Below are 5768 nucleotides of genomic sequence, written 5' to 3'. Positions count from 1 at the left end.
GAGCATATTTTACGGCCTTTATTTTACCTTCTACGCCAGCGGTCGCCAAAACCAGGTGCTACCAACATGGCGTCCAGCTCGCCCAGTTTTTTAAAATCAAAGCTTCTTTTTTCCAGGTGCTCCGACTGTATCCACTGAATATTTACCTTGCATTCGTTAATGGCACCAGCGTGAATAAAAGACTCTACAATAGATTTGTAAGCATCGTGCAATTCTACATACTTGCCAATCAGCCCAATATTTACCTCATCGGTAGAATTTTTAATTTTATACAAAAACTCTTTCCACTGATTAATATCAGGTTTGCGACGGCTGGCAAGACGTAGTTTGGTCAATACACGCTCATCGAGGCGCTCTGTTTGCATCAACAGAGGTACATCATATATAGTATCGGTATCTATAGCTTCTATCACCGACTCAAAGTCTACGTTGCAAAACAAAGCTAGTTTACGGCGAATTTCTTCGGGCAAAGTATGCTCGCAACGGGCCACCAAAATATCGGGCTGAATACCTGCCTCGGCCAAGGTTTTAACAGAGTGTTGTGAAGGCTTAGTTTTAAGCTCACCCGCTGCCTGAAGGTAAGGTACTAAAGTAAGGTGTACTACAATGGCATTGTTTTCCCCCAAATCCCACTTAATCTGACGCACCGCTTCTATAAAGGGCAAAGACTCAATATCGCCCACACAACCACCTATTTCAGTAATGATGATGTCGTACTTTCCGGTAGTGGCAAGCAACTGAAAATTTCTTTTGATTTCGTCGGTAATGTGAGGAATCACCTGCACAGTTTTGCCCAAATAGGCTCCCTGGCGTTCTTTCTGAATTACGTTGTGGTAAATTCTTCCAGTGGTGATGTTGTTGGCCTGTGAGGTAGTAATGTTTAAGAAACGCTCGTAATGTCCCAAATCCAGGTCGGTTTCTGCGCCATCATCGGTTACATAACACTCGCCGTGTTCGTAAGGGTTAAGCGTACCAGGATCAATGTTGATGTAGGGGTCAAATTTTTGGATAGTGACCGAAAATCCACGCGCTTGTAATAACTTAGCCAAAGAGGATGCAATAATACCTTTACCTAAAGAAGATGCAACCCCTCCCGTAACAAAAATGTGTTTAGCAAATGCCATATATTAGTGATGTATTTTAAATGTCTTTTTTTTGCTTACGGGATACAAAGGTAGTACATATTATGAGATTTGCTAAGCTAAGTTTTAAATAAGTAGTGAGTACTAAAACAATAGCCCACAGCATTTGGTCTACACTGCATAGCTAAACCCGAAAGCTTTTTACTTTATTTATCGCTGGCTACCAGCTAATTATATTGTATTTAAGCCCTCATTTTCATTTAAAAAGAGGAATGAGCGTATCTTTAAACGTACAAATAAATAGTTTGTAAATTCATAAACATCTGATTATCAGCAAGTATTTTTAAAGCAAATGACTGCAAAACAGTAACAGAATGAGTTTAAAAATAACTTACAGTCTTGATTATAGGAAGGAAGTGTTTTCAGATGTTCAATTATAAGGGGTGTAAAAAAACGGGGCACATTTGAGGAATCACACACCCAATATCAGGGTTGGTTAGTCTTGTCTGCTCTATAGGTTTTAATCACTTTTATAGCTTGCAGGACAAAAAAAATTGATGGGCTAAAAATTAACCCACCAATTCACCCAATTATATTACACAATATATACTTTAATAAGGAGTTGTTGATCATCAACTATAAAGTTGGTTTCCGACAACTACTTATTATGACTTCGTATTTTGATGACACAAAGGTAGTTACATCCGTCAAAACATTCTTTGGTTTGTAGGTTTTTCGTGTTTTTTGTCTCAACTTTTCTTTTTTCTCCTCTCAACTCTAACAAATCATTGTACTTTTCTAACAGTTAGCTAATAAATGTTAGTTTTTAACATTCCTCACTTTTTACTTAAATTGAATATTTTCAACAATGCTTTAGGCTTTTTACTTCAAAAAATATCAATAAAATCTCCGAAAACAAGCAATGACAAAATATTGTTTTGATTTAATCTTTTTTGGGGTAAAAAAAATAGGGGATGAAAGATTTTAACTAAAAAACCAGTTGATTCTTATCATTATCTTATTAAGAAAGGGGGTGGTGTAGAATAAATGGTAAAGGAACTGATTAGTTAACAAGGGGAAATATAAAGCTTAATAACAAAGATGGGCAACCTACAAAAGGGCAAAAAAAAATTGGCGCACTAAATATTAGTGCGCCAATTCACCCAATTATATTACACAATGTATATATATTTAATACATTTTTTTCTTATTTGATATTACAAAGGTAGGGAGTCATACCAGAACAATCTTTTGTTCAGCATTTTTTTTCGCTTTTTCAATACATTTTTTTTCGCTTTTTGCACTTAAAGCTTATTTTATATAAACAAAGAAATATACCATTTGTAACTACTTAATTTACAGCAAGTTTAACTTATACTAAAAGTCAGTATTTTTAATAATATTTCACCAATATGGCTTAATTAATATATTCAAACTTTATGTATTTGCTACAAAAAACAATATATTATACTGATTAAGTAGTTTCAACAACTCTTTAACAAAAATATGCATCCTGCCATAATACCAAAGATAGACAAACGATAGACAAGTAGGTAAACCAGCAACCGTTGCTACATAAAAACAAGGAATGGCACCTTAGTAAAGGGAAAAGTCGAGGTAAAAAATAGAGGAGCTTAAAATGAGGTAAAAAAAATTGGCGCACTAAATATTAGTGCGCCAATTCACCCAATTATATTACACAATGTATATATATTCAATACATTTTTTTCTTATTTGATGTTACAAAGGTAGAGAGTTGAAGCCAAACATTATTTTGTTCGTAGGTTTTTCTTACTTTTAAACAGTTTTTTTTCCAATGACCAGTTACTAGCTAAGAACTCATTGTACTTTTCTAACATAAGGCTCTATCAACCGCCCTTCTTACTACTACCAAATTGTATTGACAAACACCATAAATAGCAATTATTTACACTACCCTTCCACCCTAAACACCTGCAAACAATAACCACTAGCAGTTACAACAAAACATTGTTCTGAAACTACCACAACTCAGTGATTTAAGAATAGCTTTATGAACGCCATGAAAGGTTTAGACTCAAAAGTATTGCTCAATCAATTGCATCAAAACTTGATTTTACTAATTATGTATTGAGAGTTTTACACTTTCGCTACATGTACAGCACATGACTGCCATATCGATAAAGAGGTGTATATCTAAACGCGGTTTTGTTGTCTTCCAAAATAAAAAAACCTAAATTTGCGCCTTCATTTCAGCCGAAAGATGGGCGATCATCAAAAAATACATCTTTGTAAAAAGAACAGGGAATAGCGGAAGAGGCAAAGAGGTGAAGTCTTAGTTATGATATGATTGATTCTTTATTACCCTTTATACTATACTAATTTGGTAGTAAAGAATTCTGTGGTTAGAAATTTATAGATTACATTTAAAACCAAAACAATATAAAATGTCCTCGGTTGTAAAAATTTTTTCAGGAACCAATTCTCACGATTTAGCCAGCCAGATTTCTCTCAAATATGGTCAGCCATTAGGTGAGCTTGTTATCAAGCGATTCAGTGATGGCGAAATTTCTCCAAGATTTGAAGAGTCAGTGCGTGGTTGTGAGGTGTTTTTGATTCAGTCAACTTGTCCTCCTTCAGATAACTTAATGGAGCTATTGCTGATGGCAGATGCTGCTCGCCGTGCTTCGGCAAAGTATGTAACTGCCGTACTTCCCTACTTCGGATATGCGCGCCAAGACCGCAAAGACAAGCCAAGGGTTGCTATAGCATCTAAGCTAGTGGCTAATTTATTATCTGCGGTGGGTATTGACCGCCTGATGACTTGTGATTTACACGCAGGACAAATTCAGGGTTTCTTCGATTTCCCAGTAGATCATCTCGACGGATCAGCAGTTTTCATTCCTTATGTAGAATCATTAGGACTTGATGACCTGATATTTGCAGCACCAGATGTTGGAGGAGTAGGAAGAGCCCGCGCTTATGCTACTTATTTCAAAACTGACATGGTAGTGTGCGACAAACACCGCAAACGTGCCAATGAGGTTGCTTCTATGCAAGTAATTGGTGAGGTAGAAGGCGCCAATGTGGTAATTGTAGACGATATGCTAGACACTGGTGGAACCATGTGCAAAGCGGCTGAAGCCATTCTTGCCAAAGGAGCCAAAAGTGTGAGAGCAGTTTGCACTCACCCAGTGTTTTCGGGCGCTGCTTATGACAACATCTCTAACTCAGTGTTGGAAGAAGTGGCAGTGTCGGATACCATTCCTTTGACCAAACCCGCACCCAAAGTACGCGTATTGAGCGTGGCAGATTTGTTTGCTACTGCTATACGTCGTATTCACGAACACGAATCAATTAGTAATTTGTTTATACAATCCAGCTAATTGTAGCTGAAAACCCGCAAGGGTTATTTTTTATTTTATATTTTTAAACGAAGTGAGTTTATGAAAACGCTAGAGATTATAGGGTATCATAGAGCAAATCTCGGCAAAAAATCCTCAAAGGATCTGCGCAGAGACGGTAATGTACCATGTGTATTGTACGGAGGCGACAAGCAAGTGCACTTTCAGTCACCAATGATTTTGTTCCGTGATTTGGTATATACTCCCAACATACACAAAGTACTTTTGAATGTAGAAGGCGACAAATACGAGTGCATCCTACAGGATATCCAGTTTCACCCAGTAAGTGAGATCATCATGCACGCTGATTTTCTTCAAATATCTGAAGATAAAGCTATCAAGATGGATGTTCCGGTAAAATACGTAGGTACCTCTCCTGGAGTAATCGGAGGAGGAAGATTGGTATCAAAGCTTAATAAGCTTAAAGTGAGTGCTTTGCCTACCAAAATGCCTGAGTTCATTGAGGTTGATATTTCTGAATTAGAATTAGGTAAGTCGGTCAAAGTAGGCGCTTTGTCAACTACTGAATTTGAAATATTGAACAGCGATCGCTCTCCAATTGCATCAGTTGAACTTACTCGTGCTCAACGTGGTAAGCAGTCTGGTACTGAGGATGGAGAAGAAGCAGAAGGAGGAGAAGAAGGAGACGCAGAATAGTAACTTCGACTTTGTAAAACAAGTACAGGTCATTAGTCGTAAGGCTAATGACCTTTTTTGTAAAAGAAACTTTGTAAAACAATGAAATACTTAATTGCTGGTTTGGGCAACATAGGTGCAGAATACGAACTCACCCGTCATAACATTGGTTTTCTGGTACTTGATCATCTTGCCGATAAACAAGGCGCACCAGATTTTAGCACGCATAAACTGGCTATGAAGACCGAGTTTAAGCATAAGGGACGCACGTTTCATTTAATTAAGCCCACTACTTATATGAACTTGAGCGGCAAAGCCATCAATTATTGGCTACAAGAGCTCAAGATTCCCCGTGAAAACTTGTTGGTGATTGTCGATGACATTGCTTTGCCTCACGCCAAATTGCGTCTGAGGGGCAAAGGCTCAGATGGGGGGCACAATGGTTTAAAAAACATTCAGGAGGTATTGGGCAACAGTCAATACGCCCGCATTCGTTTTGGGGTGGGAAATGACTTTAACAAAGGTGAGCAGGTAAAGTATGTATTGGCTAACTTTAACAAAGAGCAACTGGATACTTTGACCGAGCCTATGGACTTGGCATGTGATATGACCATTTCTTTTGCTACCATTGGGTTAGACCGGGCAATGAACACCCACAATACTAAGT

The 5768-nt window shown here is 37.7% G+C and carries 3 protein-coding genes and 1 pseudogene; 3 read left to right on the top strand and 1 reads right to left on the bottom strand.

What is annotated here, in order from left to right:
• Positions 1–1124 (bottom strand): annotated as a pseudogene (locus tag M23134_RS36945) (CTP synthase); the annotation flags it as partial.
• Between the two features lie 2384 nt (positions 1125–3508).
• Between M23134_RS36945 and M23134_RS36940 the strand changes: the two are divergent.
• The 3 genes from M23134_RS36940 to pth all read left to right on the top strand — a co-directional run.
• Positions 3509–4447 (top strand): ribose-phosphate pyrophosphokinase, encoded by a 939-nt coding sequence (locus M23134_RS36940; protein ID WP_002706112.1) that lies wholly within the window; start codon positions 3509–3511, stop codon positions 4445–4447.
• A gap of 60 nt (positions 4448–4507) precedes the next feature.
• Positions 4508–5122, top strand: a complete 615-nt coding sequence (locus M23134_RS36935; protein ID WP_002706110.1) for a 50S ribosomal protein L25/general stress protein Ctc — start codon at positions 4508–4510, stop codon at positions 5120–5122.
• Positions 5123–5203: 81 nt separating this feature from the next.
• The coding region (gene pth, locus M23134_RS36930; protein WP_002706108.1) for an aminoacyl-tRNA hydrolase at positions 5204–5768 on the top strand (565 nt) is incomplete at its 3' end.

The sequence above is a fragment of the Microscilla marina ATCC 23134 genome (assembly GCF_000169175.1).
In the GTDB taxonomy this organism is placed as follows: Bacteria; Bacteroidota; Bacteroidia; order Cytophagales; family Microscillaceae; genus Microscilla; species Microscilla marina.
This window is presented reverse-complemented; position numbering and strand designations above follow the sequence as displayed.

Bases quoted from the DNA above. Each gene is read 5' to 3' on its own strand.
- M23134_RS36935 (WP_002706110.1), top strand. From the start codon at position 4,508: ATGAAAACGCTAGAGATTATAGGGTATCATAGAGCAAATCTCGGCAAA.
- M23134_RS36940 (WP_002706112.1), top strand. From the start codon at position 3,509: ATGTCCTCGGTTGTAAAAATTTTTTCAGGAACCAATTCTCACGATTTA.